The 19,841-nt window shown below is 53.1% G+C and carries 13 protein-coding genes; 9 read left to right on the forward strand and 4 right to left on the reverse strand.

The features are described 5' to 3' along the window. Positions 1-21: 21 nt before the first annotated feature. Entirely contained in the window at positions 22-660 is a 639-nt protein-coding gene (gene yfhb, locus O1Q74_RS05545) for a phosphatidylglycerophosphatase C (protein WP_271876845.1), read from the forward strand. Positions 661-780: 120 nt separating this feature from the next. Beyond that, complete coding sequence (gene tadA, locus O1Q74_RS05550; RefSeq protein ID WP_271878766.1) at positions 781-1,266, forward strand: tRNA adenosine(34) deaminase TadA; 486 nt, start codon at positions 781-783, stop codon at positions 1,264-1,266. Positions 1,267-1,432: 166 nt separating this feature from the next. On the opposite strand, the gene mltF is transcribed toward tadA, so the two are convergent. Next, a complete protein-coding gene (gene mltF, locus O1Q74_RS05555) occupies positions 1,433-2,941 on the reverse strand; it encodes a membrane-bound lytic murein transglycosylase MltF (protein ID WP_271876848.1) in 1,509 nt (502 codons plus the stop codon). Positions 2,942-3,157: 216 nt separating this feature from the next. On the opposite strand from mltF, the gene purL reads away from it, so the two are divergent. From purL to glnB, 5 genes are all read left to right on the forward strand, one after another. After that, positions 3,158-7,045, forward strand: coding sequence for a phosphoribosylformylglycinamidine synthase (gene purL, locus O1Q74_RS05560; RefSeq protein WP_271876851.1), 3,888 nt, complete (start codon positions 3,158-3,160; stop codon positions 7,043-7,045). Between the two features lie 748 nt (positions 7,046-7,793). Beyond that, positions 7,794-9,230, forward strand: a complete 1,437-nt coding sequence (locus tag O1Q74_RS05565; protein ID WP_271876854.1) for a sensor histidine kinase — start codon at positions 7,794-7,796, stop codon at positions 9,228-9,230. 35 nt (positions 9,231-9,265) lie between these two features. Then, positions 9,266-10,102, forward strand: coding sequence for a two-component system QseEF-associated lipoprotein QseG (qseG, locus tag O1Q74_RS05570; RefSeq protein WP_271876857.1), 837 nt, complete (start codon positions 9,266-9,268; stop codon positions 10,100-10,102). Continuing rightward, a complete protein-coding gene (gene glrR / locus O1Q74_RS05575; protein ID WP_271876860.1) occupies positions 10,099-11,436 on the forward strand; it encodes a two-component system response regulator GlrR in 1,338 nt (445 codons plus the stop codon). Before qseG ends, glrR begins: the two co-directional genes overlap by 4 nt. A gap of 211 nt (positions 11,437-11,647) precedes the next feature. Further along, positions 11,648-11,986, forward strand: coding sequence for a nitrogen regulatory protein P-II (gene glnB / locus O1Q74_RS05580; protein ID WP_015841221.1), 339 nt, complete (start codon positions 11,648-11,650; stop codon positions 11,984-11,986). 80 nt (positions 11,987-12,066) lie between these two features. Here glnB and pemA read toward each other — a convergent pair whose 3' ends face one another. The 3 genes from pemA to hmpA form a co-directional block, all read right to left on the reverse strand. Next, positions 12,067-13,173 carry a pectinesterase PemA gene (pemA, locus tag O1Q74_RS05585; RefSeq protein ID WP_442953125.1) on the reverse strand — a complete coding sequence of 369 codons (1,107 nt, stop codon included), beginning with the start codon at positions 13,171-13,173 and terminating at the stop codon, positions 12,067-12,069. 93 nt (positions 13,174-13,266) lie between these two features. Then, complete coding sequence (gene paeY, locus O1Q74_RS05590) at positions 13,267-14,925, reverse strand: pectin acetylesterase PaeY (RefSeq protein WP_271876868.1); 1,659 nt, start codon at positions 14,923-14,925, stop codon at positions 13,267-13,269. Between the two features lie 638 nt (positions 14,926-15,563). Continuing rightward, positions 15,564-16,754 (reverse strand): NO-inducible flavohemoprotein, encoded by a 1,191-nt coding sequence (gene hmpA / locus O1Q74_RS05595; RefSeq protein ID WP_271876871.1) that lies wholly within the window; start codon positions 16,752-16,754, stop codon positions 15,564-15,566. Between the two features lie 361 nt (positions 16,755-17,115). Between hmpA and glyA the strand changes: the two genes are divergently transcribed. Both glyA and O1Q74_RS05605 read left to right on the forward strand, forming a co-directional pair. Next, positions 17,116-18,369 carry a serine hydroxymethyltransferase gene (gene glyA / locus O1Q74_RS05600; protein ID WP_271876874.1) on the forward strand — a complete coding sequence of 418 codons (1,254 nt, stop codon included), beginning with the start codon at positions 17,116-17,118 and terminating at the stop codon, positions 18,367-18,369. 277 nt (positions 18,370-18,646) lie between these two features. Continuing rightward, positions 18,647-19,807, forward strand: a complete 1,161-nt coding sequence (locus O1Q74_RS05605) for a 3-phenylpropionate MFS transporter (protein ID WP_271876877.1) — start codon at positions 18,647-18,649, stop codon at positions 19,805-19,807. Positions 19,808-19,841 lie beyond the last annotated feature (34 nt).

Below are 19,841 nucleotides of genomic sequence, written 5' to 3' on the forward strand. Positions count from 1 at the left end.
ATGTAAGTCGGGAGAAACGTTTTGAGTGATAAGCGAGAGCAACGCATTGTTTTTTTTGATCTAGATGGCACGTTGCATCAGCAGGACATGTTTGGCAGCTTTCTGCGCTTTTTACTTCGTCGACTGCCGCTAAATCTGGTTTTGGTTATCCCGCTATTACCGATTATTGGACTGGGATTATTGATCCGTGGTCGTGCGGCGCGGTGGCCGATGAGCTGGCTGCTGTGGGCGATTACGTTTGGGCGCGATGAAGATGAGCTGGTTCAACTGGAAAAGCAGTTTGTTGGCGCGTTTCGCCATGATGTCATCCCGTTTCCGCAGGTTCAGCAGCGGCTGAAAACCTATCTTGAAGACAGCGATGCGCAGGTCTGGCTGGTGACCGGATCGCCGCAGCGGCTGGTGGAACAGGTCTATTATGATTCACCTTTCCTACCCGGCGTGCGACTGATGGGGAGCCAGATTACACGTCGCTACGGTGGCTGGGTGTTGACGTTGCGCTGTCTGGGGCATGAAAAAGTCGTTCAGATGGAACAGCGTCTGGGCGCGCCGCTCAAACTCTACAGCGGCTACAGCGACAGTAAACAAGACAATCCACTGCTTTATTTCTGCGAATACCGCTGGCGCGTCACCCCCGAAGGCAGCCTGCAACAGTTGGAGTAACGCCTTCAATACGCCATCCATATAGGTATAATGCGCCGCCAAAATGGCAAGTAAAATAGCCTTAATAGGATAGGTTCTAAGTGAGGAAACGTGAGTAGCCTGCGTAACGATGAATACTGGATGCGCCACGCATTAACGCTGGCTCAGCGTGCTCAGGATGAAGGCGAAGTGCCAGTTGGCGCGGTGCTGGTGCTGGATAACGAGGCGATCGGCGAAGGGTGGAACCGGCCGATTGGGCATCACGATCCTACCGCGCACGCTGAGATTATGGCGCTGCGGCAGGGTGGGAAAGTGCTACAGAACTATCGCCTGCTGTACACGACACTGTACGTCACGCTGGAACCCTGCATTATGTGCGCAGGCGCGATGATACACAGCCGGATTGGTCGTCTGGTTTACGGCGCGTCAGATGAGAAAACGGGGGCGGCGGGGTCGCTGGTGGATATTCTGCGCCACCCCGGCATGAATCATCAGATTATGATTGAATCCGGCATTCTGGCTGATGAATGTTCTGCCACGCTCAGCGCCTTCTTTCGCCTGCGCCGTGAACAGCATAAAGCCCGTCGTGCGGCAGAAAAAAACGAGAAAAACGCCGCGCAGGAATAGTGTAACGCCGATCTTTTAGAACCGATATACACGGAGCTACCACGGGGCGAGGTGTTCCTGCGGGAATCTCATCCCCGTGTTTCTCCTAAAATGAAGCTGACGTGACCAGCACGAGTGCAGGAGTTGCGGCGTTTTTTCTTTATGTAGTCTTACTCTGGATGTAGTCTTACTCTGGCACCTTGTTGAGAGGCACGGCTGGATAGCCTTGTGCGATCTGGGTCTGCTGCTGCGCTTTCACTTCTTTTTCTATCAGGTAACCTTCCAGACTCACCATATAACGCCGAATGTTTTCCACGTAGTTATAGGCTTCATGTCCGCGCGCGTAGCCGTAGGTGGTTTGCGTGTAATAGCGCTTTTGGCTCAGCATTGGCAGGCGCATTTTCACATCGACCCAACTGTCGGGGTTACCTTTCTGTTTTTCAGTCAATTTACGCGCGTCAAGCAGATGGGCGTACCCCATATTGTAAGACGCCAGCGCAAACCAGATTTTTTCATCTTCCGGGATGGTGTCCGGCATTTTCTGCATCATATGCGACATATACTGTGCGCCGCCGCGAATACTTTGCTCAGGGTCGACCCGATCGGTGACGTTCAGGCTTTCTGCGGTGTTGCGCGTGAGCATCATCAGCCCGCGTACGCCGGTCGGTGATGTCGCCTGCGGGTTCCAGTGTGATTCCTGATAGGAGATGGCGGCCAGCAGCTTCCAGTCGATATCGGTGGCGTATTTTTCAAATAGCGGGCGCAGGTCCGGCAGCGTGTCATCAATTGCACTCAGGAACGTAGTGGTATCGACATAGTCAAACTCGCCAACGTGACCGAGATATTTCTCTTCCAGACGTGCGAGCGTGCCGTCTTCGACAATTTGGCTGAAGAAGTCCAGCAGCGCGGCAGACAGGCTGTCATCGTGCGAACGACGCATATACCAGGTGACGGGTTCTTCGTCGCTGAGATCGAAGGCGACGGCGAGCTGCGGGTGAATTCGCTGCATCAAGCCAATGGTGACTGAATCACCCAGCGTGTAGTCCAGCTTGCCGTCGGCAACCTGCTTCAGTAATTCCTGCGTGCTTTGGTCAGAGGCGGATTCCCAACTGAGCTGCGGGTATTTCTCTGCTTTTAGATCGCGCAGCGTGGCCGCGTGCGCGGAGCCGGATGTAACGATGAGCCGACCTTGCAGCTTGTCCAGGGTTTTCGGACGGGGCGATCCAAGACGGTAGACCATCTGTTGTGAAATGGAATAGTAGGTTGGGCCGGTCCGGAAGCGTTCCAGACGTTCATGATTATAAATCAGCCCGGCAGCCAATAGATCGGCGTCGTCACCGTCCAGATCGTCAAACAGTTCGTCAAGATTCTTACGTGACGACACCACCAGCTTGACGCCGAGGTAGTCGGCGAAACGTTTTGCCAGTTCATAATCCAGACCAGTCGGGGATCCGTTGCTCAAGGCATAAGTCAGCGGTGAATTAACCGTGCTGATACGCAACTCACCGCGTGAGAGGATCTGCCTGAGCTGAACATCCTGGCTGCTGCGCCAGGGAATGCTAGGCCATAGCGCTAACGCCAGCAGTAACGTGATAATCCCGATGAAAAAATAATTTAATTTTAAAGGCTTCAAATAGTTATCTCTCGGCGGCCGTGTGGCCAGTCTGTCTGTAACGGCAGTTTTTTTATACGTCATTTCCCAGAGTGGGGGCATTTTGCTTAACAAACCGCCAGTGTGCAACTTTTATTGATTTGGTCACCGATTAATCATTCTCCTGATGCGATGTGAAATTATCGCCACGCAAACGGTTTCGTCCGGGAGAAGGATTCTCTATAATGTGCGCGTTTCCCCCCTGTTGTGCCCAATGGCTGCATCGCAGCCAGTGCATCGAAGACGAGAGAACTTTAGATTATGGAAATACTGCGTGGTTCACCTGCTTTATCGGCTTTTCGTATTAATAAATTGCTGGTCCGCTGCAAAGAGCACGTTTTGCCGGTTAGCGATATCTATGCTGAATACGTACATTTCGCCGATGTCAGCGCCCCGCTGAACACCGATGAACAGGCCAAACTGACACGTTTGCTGAAGTATGGTCCTTCTCTCGCGGAGCACGAGCCGCAAGGCCATCTGTTACTGGTCACGCCGCGTCCCGGCACAATTTCACCGTGGTCTTCCAAAGCCACAGATATCGCCCATAACTGTGGATTAAGCAAAGTGCTGCGTCTGGAACGCGGTCTGGCTTTCTATATTCATGCGCCTACGCTGAGCGATGAGCAGTGGCAGCAACTGGGGGCATTGCTGCATGACCGGATGATGGAAAGCGTATTTAGCGACCTGAAACAGGCCGAAGCGCTGTTCTCCCATCATCAGCCTGCACCTTTCAAACGCATCGAAATTCTGCTGCAAGGGCGTCAGGCGCTGGAAGAAGCGAACGTCCGTCTGGGACTGGCATTAGCGGAAGATGAAATTGATTATCTGCTGGAAGCCTTCACCAAACTGGGCCGCAATCCTAACGATATCGAACTGTATATGTTCGCGCAGGCGAACTCTGAACACTGTCGCCACAAGATTTTTAACGCTGATTGGGTGATCGACGGCGTCGCTCAGCCAAAGTCACTGTTCAAAATGATTAAAAACACCTTTGAACACACGCCCGATCACGTTCTCTCTGCCTATAAAGATAACGCCGCCGTCATGGAAGGTTCTGCTGTCGGCCGTTTCTACACCGATGCCAACGGGCAATATGCTTACCATCAGGAAGATGCACATATCCTGATGAAGGTTGAAACGCATAACCACCCAACCGCGATTTCGCCGTGGCCGGGCGCAGCAACAGGATCCGGTGGTGAAATTCGTGATGAAGGCGCAACAGGCCGTGGCTCCAAGCCGAAAGCGGGTCTGGTGGGCTTCTCCGTATCGAACCTGCGTATTCCTGGCTTTATTCAGCCCTGGGAAGAAGAAGAGTTCGGCAAGCCAGAGCGTATTGTCAGCGCGCTGGATATCATGACTGAAGGCCCTCTGGGCGGCTCGGCATTCAACAACGAATTCGGTCGTCCTGCACTGACGGGCTATTTCCGTACTTATGAAGAGCGCGTCGATAGCCACAATGGCACAGAACTGCGCGGCTACCACAAACCGATCATGCTGGCGGGCGGTATTGGCAACATCCGCGCCGATCACGTCAAGAAAGGTGAAATTAGCGTCGGTGCCAAGCTGATTGTACTGGGCGGGCCGTCCATGAATATCGGTCTGGGCGGCGGGGCAGCCTCTTCTATGGCATCGGGTCAGTCCGATGCGGATCTGGATTTTGCTTCTGTACAGCGTGATAACCCGGAAATGGAACGTCGCTGTCAGGAAGTGATCGACCGCTGCTGGCAATTGGGTGAAGCCAACCCGATCTTATTTATCCATGATGTTGGCGCAGGTGGTCTGTCCAACGCAATGCCAGAGCTGGTGAGCGACGGTGGCCGCGGTGGTCGCTTTGAACTGCGCGATATTCTGAACGATGAACCGGGCATGAGCCCGCTGGAAGTCTGGTGTAATGAATCGCAGGAGCGCTATGTTCTGGCCGTTGCGCCAGAGCAACTGGCACAGTTTGATGAGATTTGCCGTCGTGAACGCGCACCTTATGCGGTGATTGGCGAGGCGACGGAAGAACTGCATCTGACGATGAACGATCGTCACTTTAACAACAAACCTATCGATTTGCCGCTGGATGTGCTGCTGGGTAAAACGCCGAAGATGCTGCGTGACGTTGAGCGTAAGCGGGTTGAAGGTGCCCTGCTACAACGTGACGAAATCTATCTGGCCGAAGCGGTTGAGCGCGTGCTGCACTTGCCTGTCGTGGCAGAAAAAACCTTCCTGATCACGATCGGCGACCGCTCAGTTACCGGCATGGTAGCACGCGATCAGATGGTCGGTCCGTGGCAGGTGCCGGTGGCTGACTGTGCCGTGACTACCGCCAGCCTGGATAGCTATTACGGCGAGGCAATGTCTATCGGCGAACGTGCCCCAGTGGCGCTGCGTAACTTCGCTGCCTCCGCGCGTTTGGCCGTCGGTGAAGCGTTAACGAACATTGCGGCTACGCACATTGGCCCGCTTACTCGTGTGAAGCTGTCTGCGAACTGGATGGCGGCCGCAGGGCACCCAGGCGAAGATGCCGGACTGTACGAAGCGGTGAAAGCCGTGGGCGAGGAGCTGTGCCCGGCGCTGGGTCTGACGATTCCGGTGGGTAAAGACTCCATGTCGATGAAAACTCGCTGGCAGGAAGAGGGCGAAGATCGCGCGGTAACCTCGCCGATGTCGCTGGTGATCTCTGCGTTTGCCCGCGTTGAAGACGTGCGTAACACGGTAACGCCACAGCTGCGTACCGGACAGGATAATGCGCTGCTGCTCATCGATCTGGGTGCAGGCAATAAAGCATTGGGCGCGACGGCGCTGGCGCAGGTTTATCGTCAGTTGGGCCGTAAGACGGCAGATGTGCATAGCCCAGAACAGTTGGCGGGCTTCTTTAATGCCATACAACAGTTGGTCGCGGACAACGCGCTTCTGGCCTACCACGACCGTTCAGACGGCGGCCTGCTGGTTACGCTGGCAGAGATGGCGTTTGCTGGCCACTGTGGCATTACCGTCGATATCGCCTCTCAGGGTGAAGATACGCTGGCGACGTTGTTTAACGAAGAGTTGGGTGCCGTAATCCAGATCCCTGCTGCACGCCGTGCTGAAGTGAATGCCGTTCTGGCGCTGCATGGGTTAGCCGACTGTGTGCATTATCTCGGTCACGCTGAGGAAGGGACGCGTTTTACCATCAATAAAGGGGCGGAAGCGGTCTATCAGGAAAGCCGTTCAACGTTGCGCCGCTGGTGGGCAGAAACCAGCTGGCAGATGCAGCGCCTGCGTGATAATCCACAGTGTGCCGATCAGGAACATATCGCCAGACAGGATGATAACGATCCCGGTCTTAACGTGTCGCTGACCTTCGATCCGCAGGAAGATATTGCGGCACCTTATATTGCTAAGCATGTCCGCCCTAAAGTGGCTGTCCTGCGTGAACAGGGCGTGAACTCGCATGTAGAAATGGCGGCGGCATTCCACCGCGCTGGCTTTGATGCCATTGATATCCACATGAGCGACCTGCTGGCGAATCGCCGTAATTTGCAGGATTTCCAGGCGCTGGTTGCCTGCGGTGGTTTCTCTTACGGTGATGTGCTAGGCGCGGGTGAAGGCTGGGCTAAATCTATTCTGTTCAACTCTCGCGTGCGTGATGAATTCGCGGAATTCTTCCTGCGCCCGCAGACGCTGGCGCTGGGCGTATGTAACGGTTGCCAGATGATGTCCAATCTGCGTGAACTGATTCCAGGTGCCGACCTCTGGCCGCGTTTTGTTCGCAATAAATCCGATCGCTTTGAAGCACGCTTCAGTCTGGTCGAAGTGGAGAAAAGCCCGTCGCTGTTCATGAATGACATGGCTGGTTCGCGCATGCCAATTGCCGTTTCACACGGTGAAGGTCAGGTTGAAGTCCGTGACGGCGCGCACTTGGCGGCGATTGAAGAACATGGTCTGGTAGCGCTGCGTTATATCAACCACTACGGTCAGGTAACCGAGAACTATCCGGCTAACCCGAATGGTTCGCCAAACGGTATTACGGCGGTCACCAGTACCAGCGGTCGGGCAACCGTCATGATGCCGCACCCTGAACGTGTGTTCCGTACTGTTAGTAACTCCTGGCATCCGGAAGAATGGGGCGAGGATGGTCCGTGGATGCGTATGTTCCGTAATGCACGCAGACAGCTTGGCTGAGTGAATGCCTGATAGTGAAGGGGCTTCGGCCCCTTTTTTACGCCCGTTTTCTCAGTTTGTCGTTTTTTTGCGACGGACTGGTTTTTTGTTGTCTCTAATGGGTGACACTTAACTGATTGATTTATATTGGAAACATGGTGTTTTTATAAAGCTGTCTGTTTTTAGCGACATAAATGGCTGCTTTCGCGCGTATTTCCGTTATTGCTATTCCTGGATAATGGTTTTTTTGGCGAAAATTAAGTTAAATATCATTTATAATCAGTGTATTAAATTTATCCATCAATGATTGGCATGATAAGTGCTATATAACTCATGTTGCTCATTCAACTGGTTATGATTGCGTTGCTGACTGGCAAATATTTTCGCTCATAACATCTAGAATGATGCCAAAAGAAAGGGTGCCTATCGTCCACCAGACCGATAACAGGGCGTGAAAACGAACGTTATCAAGCATCGGGCGACACGTTGAGTGAGGCACCGCCTATTCAGTTATGCGGCCAGAGGGAGCGATTCTTCTGGCCGCGTGACGTTTTACTCCCCGTCACCTCTCCTCCAGAGAATCCAATCCCCCTTGATGGCCTTTTACGGCGTTACTTTCTACGTCGTGACATTGGCTACGTCGTGAAATTGGCTACGACGTTACATTGGCATACATGCCGTATTGCGAAGTGTTGCGCATGTCGCAAGGGAAAACGTTGAACTTTTATAATACTCGGTTAGCATCAATGCGGATTCGATAGGTAACGAGATGATTTCTTTGAAACGATGGCGTTTATTCCCGCGTTCCCTGCGGCAATTAGTAATTATGGCGTTCTTGTTGGTGTTGCTGCCGCTGTTGGTGCTGGCCTATCAGGCTTACCAAAGCCTGAACATGCTGAGCGAACAGGCTGCCGATATCAACCGGACAACGCTGGCGGATGCCCGCCGCAGTGAATCGATGACCAGCGTGGCGCTGGCAATGGAGCGTAGCTACCGGCAGTACTGCGTATTGGACGATCAGACACTGGCAACGCTCTACCAGAACCAGCGTAAACAGTATTCGCAAATGCTGGACTCTCACGCGCAGGTGCTGCCCGATCCCCGTTATTACCAGACGCTGCGTCAGCTTCTTACTCAGCTCGGTGAAATTCGCTGCCATAACAGCGGCCCGGAACAAACCGCATCGAGTCTGTTGGAAGGGTTTTCTCGTGCTAACGGACAGATGGTGCAGGTAACGCGTGATGTCGTGTTCTCCCGCGGGCAACAGCTCCAGCAGGCTATTTCCGAACGCGGCCAGTTCTTTGGCTGGCAGGCGCTGCTCTTGTTTCTGGTCAGCGTGCTGCTGGTGGTTCTCTTTACACGGATGATTATCGGTCCGGTTAATGGCGTAGAGCGGATGATCAACCGCCTTGGCGAAGGTCGATCGCTGGGTAACACCAGCACCTTCAAAGGCCCGCGTGAGATCCGGACGCTGGCGCAGCGCATTATCTGGCTAAGCGAGCGTCTGTCGTGGCTGGAGTCGCAGCGACATGAATTCTTACGCCATATTTCCCATGAACTCAAGACGCCGCTGGCGAGCCTGCGGGAAGGCACTGAACTGCTGGCCGATGAGGTGGTTGGCCCGCTGACTGCCGATCAGAAAGAGGTCGTCGCTATCCTTGATAGCAGCAGTCGCCACCTGCTACAGCTGATCGATCAACTGCTGGACTACAATCGCAAACTGGCGGATACGCCGACCGAGTTGGAGCGTGTTGAAATCGAAGAGATCGTCGATATTGTCGTGTCGTCCCACAGCCTACCCGCCCGTGCCAAAATGATTCATACCGATGTGACGCTGGCCGTTGGGCACTGCTGGGCGGAGACGACGCTGTTGATGCGAGTGATTGATAATCTCTATTCCAATGCGGTGCACTACGGTAAGGAATCCGGTAACATTTGGATTTATAGCCGTCAGATTGGCAATCGCGTTCAGATTGATGTCGCCAACAATGGTACGCCTATTCCCGAGGCAGAACGGAGCATGATTTTTGAGCCTTTTTATCAGGGAAGCCATCAGCGCCGTGGCGCGGTTAAAGGAAGCGGCTTGGGGCTAAGCATTGCGCGTGATTGCATTCGTCGTATGCGTGGTGAGCTTAGCCTGATTACCGTGGACTATGCTGATGTATGTTTCCGCATCGAGTTGCCCTTATTGTCCGATAACGAATAGTCCGATAATGAATAACGCCTGAGAATGAATAGATAATGAATGCATGGTTTATAAAGGGATGGCTTGAGAATAGCGTCTTTTCCCGTCTTTTGAAGGCGGCGCTTATGTCATCGCCACTCGTTTTAGCGGCGTGTAATAGCCATGTGAACCAGGGTTCAGCGCTGCTGGAAGCAGAAGCGGTGCCGCCGAAAGAGCAGGTTGCGGATTTCCGTATCGCGCAATGCCAACACCTGTGGCAGATAGACGATCGTGAATCCATGAATAACGCCCTTTATTGGTTACGGGCGATGGACTGTGCCGGGCGTTTGACGCAATCCCAGGCCCGTGAGGAAGCGGGGCAGGTTGCGGGGGAGCGTTGGGATAGCGTATTTAAGCAGGGCATCCTGCTGGATAACGCTGGTATTACTCAGGCCGAACGGCGTCAGGTGCTGGAACAGATCAATTTATACCGTCTGGCTTTCCCTGCGGCGCTGCGTCCACTGATGCAAACCTGGCGTGACAGACAAACGTTGTTTCTGGCACTGTCGGATGAGCGCTTGCGCTATAAGCGTTTACAGGAATCCAACGACAAGCAGTTAGATGCCCTGCGCGTTCAGCAAAATCACCTGCAATACCAGTTAGAAACGACCACGCAGAAACTGGAAAACCTGACGGATATTGAACGTCAACTGTCGTCGCGTAAGCAACTGTCGGGGGAAATGCCGGATAACGATACCGAGCGCCGTGGCGGCGCGGGTGTGAATCGAGACGGTTCGCGCAATTCAGCAACAAAATCCAGAAAGGAACCAGTGGATGCGGATGACACCTATACGCCACCGATGGAATCGCATACGGACAAACCGACGACGAAGAAGGAGTCAACAAGACAATGACAGCCCGCAAAACGGCAAGTTTATTGCTCGTGGATGATGACCCCAGCCTGCTGAAGTTATTGGGTATGCGCCTGACCAGCGAAGGATTTAGCGTGATGACGGCAGAGAGCGGCCAAGAAGCGTTGCGACGGTTAACGCGCGAGACGTTCGATTTGGTGATTAGCGATCTGCGTATGGACGAGATGGATGGCATGGCGCTGTTTTCCGAAATTCAGCGCTATCAGCCTGGGATGCCGGTGATCATTTTAACCGCTCACGGTTCGATTCCCGATGCCGTCGCCGCCACGCAGCAGGGGGTATTCAGCTTCCTGACGAAGCCCGTTGACCGTGATGCGCTCTACAAAGCGATAGATGAAGCACTGGCTCTGTCCGCGCCGGCGGGCGATGAAAGCTGGCGTGAAACTATCGTAACGCGCAGCCCGATAATGTTGCGCCTGCTGGAACAGGCCAGAATGGTCGCACAGTCGGACGTCAGCGTGCTGATTAATGGCCAGAGCGGAACCGGGAAAGAGGTACTGGCTCAGGCCATTCATGCGGCTAGCCCGCGTGCGAAGAAAGCGTTTATTGCCATTAACTGCGGCGCGCTGCCGGAACCACTCCTGGAATCTGAGTTATTCGGTCATGCAAAAGGCGCTTTTACCGGTGCGGTGAGCAGCCGTGAGGGGCTTTTTCAGGCGGCGGAAGGCGGTACGCTGTTTTTAGACGAAATCGGCGATATGCCGCTGTCTTTGCAGGTTAAACTGCTACGCGTGCTTCAGGAGCGGAAAGTTCGCCCGCTGGGTAGCAACCGCGATCTGGATATCGACGTGAGGATTATTTCCGCCACGCACCGGGACTTGCCGAAGGCGATGGCGAAAAATGAATTCCGCGAAGATCTGTATTATCGGCTCAACGTGGTGAATATGAAGCTGCCTGCGTTGCATGAACGTGCCGAAGATATCCCGCTGCTGGCAAATCATCTGCTGCGTGAATCCGCCAATCGTCACAAGCCTTTTGTGCGCACCTTCTCAACCGATGCGATGAAGCGCTTGATGACGGCGAGCTGGCCGGGTAACGTGCGCCAACTGGTGAATGTCATTGAACAGTGTGTGGCGCTGACCAGCGCACCGGTTATCAGCGACGCGCTGGTTGAACAGGCGTTGGAAGGTGAGAACACGGCGCTGCCAACGTTTGTTGAAGCGCGCCATCAGTTTGAACTTAACTATCTGCGAAAATTATTACAGATGTCAAAAGGCAACGTGACGCAGGCTGCGCGAATGGCTGGGCGTAACCGAACGGAATTTTATAAACTGTTGGGCCGCCATGAGCTGGATGCCAACGATTTTAAAGACTAGCGCTGAAAGCGCTGGCAGTGCGCCCGCAGCGTAATGCGGGTGGGTTATTAATCTACATTATTTGCGTTGCGCGACAAAACGTTAGTGTTTTGAACAACGCACAAGCAGTCTGAGGTGTGATGGATATAGATTGTCCGTCTGAGTTCTGACATGCTGTTCATTTGCTGATGCACGGCTTTGGCCGCAACATAGATAACACAAAGGTTCCTCCATGAAGAAAATTGATGCGATTATTAAGCCGTTCAAACTGGACGATGTGCGTGAAGCGTTAGCTGAAGTGGGCATCACAGGGATGACGGTAACGGAAGTGAAAGGTTTTGGTCGTCAGAAAGGCCACACGGAACTGTATCGTGGCGCAGAATACATGGTCGATTTTCTGCCAAAAGTAAAAATCGAAATTGTCGTAGCGGATGATATCGTCGATACCTGTGTAGAAACCATCACGCAGACCGCGCAGACAGGTAAAATCGGCGATGGTAAAATCTTTGTCTTTGATGTGGCGCGCGTTGTCCGTATTCGTACCGGCGAAGAGGACGAGGAAGCGATTTAATCGTCTCGCCTTGCATTGTTCCGTTTTAGAAGCCAGCCTGATGAGGGCTGGCTTCGTCACATTGACTTCTACTCTAACTTCTACTTCCCTTTAGGCGCGGTAGGCACCCAGCCTGCCAACACCTTATCTGCGGTGTATTCCGCTGCTTCCGCGTCGCTTAACTGACGGCGCTGATCGTTTTTCTCTGCTCCTTTTCCGCTGGATTTATACTCGAAAAAGCGTGAGTCTTGCGGATGGAACCAGATTTTCTCGCCTTGTTTATCTTTACCGGACATTTTATCCCAGCCATAGATGTGGTCGTCCATGCTGGTGTTCAGGAAGACAGTCTGGCCGATGGCGTTAGGATCGGCATAGCGGCCATCCTCAAAGGTGGTCGTTGGGTGCCAGGGGCGACCCAAACCATAGCTTTTCGCCGGGACGTCTTTCTCTTTAATCACCCGGCTATTGATAATGACCAGCCCATATTTTTGCTTAATGTCAGTGCTTGGAGCGGTGAGATAGCCAAGCGGCTGATCTTTCACGTCGGTACGGTTACGCGAGACGATGTCGCAATTGTCAAATAATGCAGTGCCGTCGCCAAAGATGAAGTCAACGGTGCCGCTTATCCGGCATTGTGAGAAGAAGCTGCGTCCCCCTTTCACATAGAGCGTGTCTTGATACCCAACCAGACTGACATCATGGAACCACGCACGATCGCTATTTTCGGCGACCAGTAGCGCAACGGCCTGCGAGTCTTTTAATTTTGTAGGATCGTCGTTGGCTTTGGCCTGATTGGCGGGGTAATCGAAATCATTGCGAATGGTCAAGGAACGGGCGCTGAAATCGGGCGCATCGACTTTCACCGTGTTGCTGCCGTAAGTTCCCCATTTGCTGCCATCGGGTTTGAGTGTCCCGGCTGCGGTGGTTGCGGTGATCACGGTGCCGTCACGGCTTTCGCCCTGGAGATGGATGTTAGGGCGCGTAATGGTCAGGCGTTCGTGGTACACACCATTTTTCACATAGATAATAAATGGTGAGCTATCTGCCGGTGCACTGGCAATCGCTTCAGTAATGGTTTTGTAGGCTTTAGTGTCCCCTGAATTGGTAGAAACCAGCGCATTGTAGTCGGCTGCCTGTGCTAGCGATAAAGGGGCGGTAATTAACATGGCTAAGGTCAGCGTCTTGCAGGGGGTTGAGGCTTTTATCATGTCTAGAATCCTGTAATCGGTAAAGGAAAGGTGTGTAACGCGCGGCAAGGTCACACCGCGCGGTTCTGTCTTATCGTTTTGTCTGACTGATCACTACTTGTGTTTGCTGGCCGTTTTTTCCGCCAGCAATGCTAACGCAGGTTCTTGCCGAATGGCGTCGGCGACAATTCCCGCCACGGCGATAGCGCCTTTTTTCTGGAAATGGGTAGTATCCGGTTTGCTCAGGCTACCCGCCTGATCGCGATAGTAAGGGTATTGTTTGGGATCGATCACTAACCAATACTGTTTCCAGTGGTCGCTGTTGCCCTGATTCGCCAGCGCGATAGTGGCAGGTTCCACGTCCAGTAAAATCACCTTGTTATCCGCTGCCGTATCCCTGATGGTCTGGCTGTAATCGCCGATGAAGGCGTAGCCGTTATCTGCATTTTGCTTGGTGAAATGGCTGTGTACGGCGGGTGTACCCTCTTTGCCTTCAGCCGTTTTCACTCGGGTAGTTGGCGTCAGCAGAACGGGGGTGAGCTTGTGCTGGCGGGCGAAGGTGATGTAGCGTTCCAGCGACGTCTGGAATGACATATCGGCTTTGCCCTGCGGGGCCTGTTTTTTCCCTGCGGCATCGTTCGGGTAAGTGCAGAGGTTAGCGACATCAGCAGGACCACGTACCGCTTTGGCCCCATTGCAGTTTTGATCGTTGTGTCCCATTTGGATAAACAGGAAATCGCCTTCTTTCATCAGTGGTTGCATCTGACGGAACCAGCCTTCGTAAAAATAGTCACGTGAACTACGACCTGCTCGTCCGCCGTTAACAACTTTTACGCCGCTGTTTTTGCTGAACTGTTGTTCAAAAACCTGTCCCCACCCCATGCGCGGGAAGCGCATTTTTTCATAGGTTGCTGCAGTCGAGTCGCCGACGATGAAAATACGGGTTTGCGCTTTCTGGATTGCGTCCAGGTTCTGGCGAGCAGAGCGATAATCCAGCGGTTCATAGTCGCCTTTATCGTTCAGACCGACAATCGGGTGGAAGGCGCTGTCGGTTAGCACCGTATGGCCTGAGTAGCCCGTATTGTTGTGATAATTGCGGTTATGATTAATGACGCTGACGATGTTGGTGACAGCGTCCTGCTGAGCGGCAGGGTAGGTAAGGGGATCGAAACGGGTAGGTGTACTGATGCCCACCTGTTTTAACGCGTCATTGAAGCCTGCGTGGAAATCCGCGTAGGCTTTTTTCCAGGCTGCGGCATCCAGTTTCGGTGATGCCGTGTCGTCCGTTAGTTGCTGTGGGCCAATGTAGCCTGCCGCCACCGCGATATCAGAGGTGATGCGGTCAGTCATCGGGTTGATATTGGCGATATTTTCTTTCCCGTCATGTAATGAAGGGGCGACAGCGGATAGGCAAATGGCACGAGGAATATTATTCAACAGGCAGTTATTGCCGCCGGACTCAATAGCTAAAAGACGTAACGGCGGCGTGAGACCTGAAATATCAAGCTGATACTTGCCTTGCTCATCCGTCTTTGTCTGTCGCTTCTGGCCTTGTTGATCCCTGATTATGATAGTCGCGGGCAGATGAATATCCCGTACGGTGACGTTACCCGATAAGCCGGTTTTTTCACCCAGCATTGCGCCTGACAGTAATTTAGCGCTGTCCGTTGTGGCGCTCTGCTGTGCAGCGGCGGAAGTTTTAGCATGTACCTGTGTGAAAGGGGCAGAAAGTATCAGAGCTAAAGCGACACTTTCTGAAAAACGTTTTGCCATGGTTAGACATATCCCTTGTTGATTAATCGAAAACAGTTAATGAACCCAAGCGTTGTCAAAGGAAGGTCGCTGTTTTTTATCGTTCTTGTCACGGCCTTTAGAGAAAACGTCGGGGGCTTTATTGTGCACCCAAGCCGACTCAAGGGCGATGCCTATATCCGTCATTCTTCAAGTTGCACGTGCGTTAGCTGCGTTCGCTCACCCGAATCACTTACCTGAGTAAGCTCATCGGGATGAAATGAGAGACATCCTGTCTCTCACCGGAGGCCAGCCTTTGGCTGGTCAAATTCGTTCCCGACGAATTTGTCCCTCGCTTGCCGCGTTACAAGGCACATAAATGCGCCTCGCCCTAACGGGCCAACGCTTTGCGTTGTTCAAAACGCTAACGTTTTGTCTTGCAACTCGAATTATTTAGGCTATATACGCAGGTCCTTTTTGGTGAAATAACTATTCATTAAAAATGAAATGTTATTTTAATAGAGCGTGTTTTTTTGTGACCCACCTCTTTTTTAGCGGAGCGCTCGTGTGTCAGCACATAAAATTGTGATCGGTAAAGTATTTTTGGGAAGGGGGACGGTCTGAAAAATGAAAAAAGGCCGCAAAAGCGACCTTTGGGTTTGATCCGTTATCAATGAGGGTTAGACAACTTTATGTGGACCAAAACATTCGTAATGTAGCTGCTCGGCCGGGATCCCCATTGCCAGCAGTTGCTGTGCGATAAACTGCATGAAAACCACAGGGCCACACAGGTAATAGTGCATATCTGGCGTGGTTAACTCCTCTTTTAGCGAGGCCAACTGCATTAGTCCACTATGGTGATAATCTTCACCCGGACGATCGTCCGGCTGTGGTTCCCGATACCAGATGTGCTGCTGGAACTGCGGCAGCGCCTGCCCCGTCTGTTTGATTTCATTCGCAAACGCATGCGCTGTGCCGTTCTCCGCTGCGTGTAGCCATAACACCTTCGCCTGATGATCCTGTTGTTTGAGCGTATGCAGCATGCCCAGCATAGGAGTTTGCCCTACGCCGCCGGAAATCAGGGCCACCGGTGTGGAAGCGGAGATATCAAGGAAGAAATCACCGTGCGGCGCTGCCAGATGAATGATGTCGCCTTCGCGCGCGGTATCATGCAGATAGCCGGAAACGGTGCCCTGTGCTTCACGTTTCACCGCAATCCGGTAGGATTTTCCATTTGGTGCGTGAGTCAGAGAGTATTGGCGAATCTCCTGATTGGCAAAACTGCCATGCTTGATGTAAACCGCCAGATACTGGCCCGGCTGAAAATCAGCAATAGGTTGGCCGTCGGTGGGTTCCAGCGTGAAACTGGTAATCACGGCGCTTTGCGATTGCTTGTTCACAATACGGAAAGGTCGCACACCGCCCCAGCCGCCGTTTTTCGCTTCGGTGTTGCGATAGATATCGCTTTCGCGCTGGATAAAGACATTCGCCAGCACGCCATAGGCTTTACCCCAGGCGTCCAGCACCGCTTGTCCTGGGCTAAACATTTCATCCAGCGTTGCCAATAAGTGATTACCCACGATCTGATACTGATCGGCCTGAATGTTAAAGCTGGCGTGCTTCTGGGCGATACGCTCAACCGCAGGCAGCAGAGCACCCAGATTTTCGATATTCGTCGCATACGCACAGATGGCATTGAACAGCGCTTCTCGCTGATCGCCATTGCGCTGGTTGCTCATGTTAAAAATATCTTTGAGTTCAGGGTTATGGGTAAACATGCGATCGTAAAAATGCGCAGTCAGTTTCGGGCCGGTTTCCGCCAGCAGAGGAATGGTCGATTTAACAATGGCGATAGTGTGGTTATCCAGCATGGTGACTCCTTATTATTGGCATGATTTATAAGTTGTATTTTATATGCATCTTATTGGGTTTGTCCGTCACTGTAAATTACCTTTTTAGTGGTAGGGATTTTTTAGGCGGGAACCAAAAGGAATAACATGAAGGAATAGCAGGTTGAGAATGAAGAAAAATCCGTTGACCACCACACGCCTCGAATTTGCTGAAGCCTTGTGCTGCCTGTAGTTAATCGTTTGCGTAAAAACCTCTGTCAAGACCTATCTTCATTAGGGAAAAACGGTTTACACTATACGACATTCCCCAAGAGGGTAGCCCAATTCCCAAACGGGCCATTAATTCCCAGTATATTTATGTTAGCTGAGTCAGGAGATCCGGATGTTAAAGCGTGAAATGAACATTGCCGATTATGATGCCGACCTGTGGCAAGCAATGGAGCAAGAAGTGGTGCGTCAGGAAGAGCACATTGAACTGATTGCGTCAGAAAACTACACCAGCCCACGCGTTATGCAGGCTCAGGGGTCTCAGCTGACGAACAAGTATGCTGAAGGTTATCCGGGCAAACGTTACTACGGCGGCTGTGAGTATGTTGACGTGGTTGAGCAGTTGGCGATCGATCGTGCGAAAGCGCTGTTCGGCGCAGATTATGCCAACGTGCAGCCGCACTCTGGTTCCCAGGCTAACTTTGCCGTTTACACCGCGCTGCTGCAACCGGGCGACACCATTCTGGGTATGAACCTGGCGCACGGTGGTCACCTGACGCACGGTTCTCCGGTTAACCTGTCAGGCAAACTGTATAAAGTTATTCCTTACGGTATCGATGAAAGCGGCAAAATCGACTACGACGAAATGGCGGAACTGGCACGTACGCACAAGCCAAAAATGATCGTCGGTGGTTTCTCTGCCTATTCTGGCGTGGTTGACTGGGCGAAGATGCGTGAAATCGCTGACAGCATCGGCGCTTACCTGTTTGTCGATATGGCTCACGTTGCCGGTCTGATTGCCGCAGAGGTTTACCCTAACCCGGTTCCTCATGCTCACATCGTGACCACGACGACGCACAAAACGCTGGCTGGCCCACGCGGTGGCCTGATTCTGGCGAAAGGCGGCGACGAAGAGCTGTACAAAAAGCTGAACTCTGCTGTTTTCCCTGGTGGTCAGGGTGGCCCATTGATGCACGTTATCGCAGGTAAAGCGGTTGCGCTGAAAGAAGCGATGGAGCCTGAATTCAAAGTGTATCAGCAGCAGGTCGCGAAAAACGCCAAAGCAATGGTTGAAGTCTTCCTGTCACGTGGTTTCAACGTCGTTTCTGGCGGAACCAGCAACCACCTGTTCCTGCTGGATCTGGTTAGCAAAAACCTGACCGGTAAAGAGGCTGATGCTGCACTGGGTCGTGCGAATATCACCGTGAACAAGAACAGCGTGCCTAACGATCCGAAGAGCCCGTTCGTGACTTCCGGTATCCGTATCGGTACACCGGCGGCAACCCGTCGCGGCTTTAAAGAAGCGGAAGTGCGTGAGCTGGCTGGCTGGATCTGTGATGTGTTGGACAACATCAACGACGAAGCGACCATTGAGCGCGTGAAACAGAAAGTGCTGGATATCTGCGCCCGCTTCCCGGTTTACGCATAATTCGGTCGTTTCTCTGACATCACTGTCGGAATACTTCCCAAACGCCAGCTTGTGTGCTGGCGTTTTTTATGGTGGCCATCCCTGGCCACCACCCTGCGGGCCGTCGCAAGCGACGTTGAAAATTTCTCCCGGAAATTTTTTATGCCTGTCGATCGGGTCGACATCGTTGTTCGCATTTCATTGCGAATAACGCGTTGCGCCGCCGCATGCACTCTGACAGAGTAGCCAGCAAAAAAGAGCCGAAGCTAGGAGAGTTCGTCATCGAAAGGGAGACATCATGGTTTTGCAATCGACGCGCTGGCTGGCGCTAAGCTATTTCACCTACTTTTTTTGCTATGGCGTTTTCCTGCCATTTTGGGGGGGATGGCTGAAAGGCGAGGGGCTGTCCGCCGAGTCGATCGGGATGCTGCTGGGGGCGGGTCTGGTGGCGCGTTTCGTCGGCAGTCTGGTCATCACGCCCAGCGTGAAAGATCCGTCCAAACTGATTACGGTATTACGTGGGCTGGCGTTGCTGTCACTGGCGCTGGCCGTTGGTTTCTGGCTGGGGAATGCCTGGCTGTGGCTGATGATCGTGATGATTGGGTTTAACCTGTTTTTCGCGCCACTGGTGCCGCTGACCGATGCCTTAGCCGCGACCTGGCAGCGGCAGGTCGTGATGGATTACGGCAAGGTACGGGTTTGGGGCTCGATCGCGTTTGTCATTGCTTCTGCGGCGACAGGCGAACTGGTCGCTATCTGGGGACACCCCGCGATTCTGGCCATTCTCAGCGCGGGGCTGGTTGTCATGCTGTTAGGCATGCTGCTTCGCCCCAGCGTGATGCCGCAAGCGGCTGCGTCAACCGCGCAGTCGGTTAGTGTGACGCCGTGGAAAACCTTGCTGGCTGAACCTGCGGTATGGCGTTTCCTGCTTTGCGTATCTCTGCTACAGGGCGCACATGCAGCGTACTATGGTTTCAGCGTCATTTATTGGCAGGATTCGGGTTATTCCGCCTCGATTATCGGTTATCTCTGGTCGTTAGGCGTTGTCGCGGAAATTGTCATCTTTACCTTCAGCCAACGTCTGTTTCGGCGCTGGAGCGCCAGACAGCTTCTGCTGCTCTCAGCCGTGTGTGGCGTGGTGCGCTGGGGGTTAATGGGCTCGACGGTGGCTCTGCCGTGGCTGATTGTGATACAGATATTGCACTGTGGTACGTTCACCGTGTGCCACCTGGCCGCGATGCGTTTTATCGCTGCACGTTCTGGTGGTGACATTCTGCGGCTACAGGCGGTGTATTCCGCGCTGGCGATGGGGGGCAGTATCGCGGTGATGACGATGGTATCCGGTTTCCTGTTTGAGCATTTGCAGGGCGGCACGTTCTGGGGGATGGCGCTGCTGGCGGTGCCTGCACTGTTTATCCGGCCTTCCGTCAGTCACCGTGCCGCGGTCGAAAAGGTCTAATAAAGTGCTATCTACTGTCAAGATAACGTCGTGT

Origin of the sequence: Pectobacterium sp. A5351, from assembly GCF_028335745.1 — a bacterium.
Taxonomy (GTDB): domain Bacteria; phylum Pseudomonadota; class Gammaproteobacteria; order Enterobacterales; family Enterobacteriaceae; genus Pectobacterium.